The 241-nt window shown below is 69.3% G+C and carries 1 protein-coding gene; it reads left to right on the forward strand.

The annotated features are described in order from the left end of the window. The coding region (locus AC0IX4_RS23285; protein ID WP_471831448.1) for a phosphotransferase at positions 1-241 on the forward strand (241 nt) is incomplete at both ends.

The following is a 241-nucleotide window of genomic DNA, read 5'->3' on the forward strand; positions in this document are numbered from 1 at the left end:
GACGACGAGCGCGCGGACCGACGATCCGGCGGGCACCGAAGCTCCCCTGGTCCTGATGCGCCATGTGGACGGGCTGGTGATCGACAGCCCGACCGTCGCGGAGACGCTGTCGCAGGCCCGTCGTCGGACGATCGGTGAGGCCATGCCCGCCACGCTCGGCAAGATCCACGCGGTCGCTCTCGACCGCACCGGCCTCACCGATCTGGCGAGTCACAAGCCCTACGCTGCACGGCAATTGAAG

The organism is Rhodococcus sp. AC861, assembly GCF_979256035.1.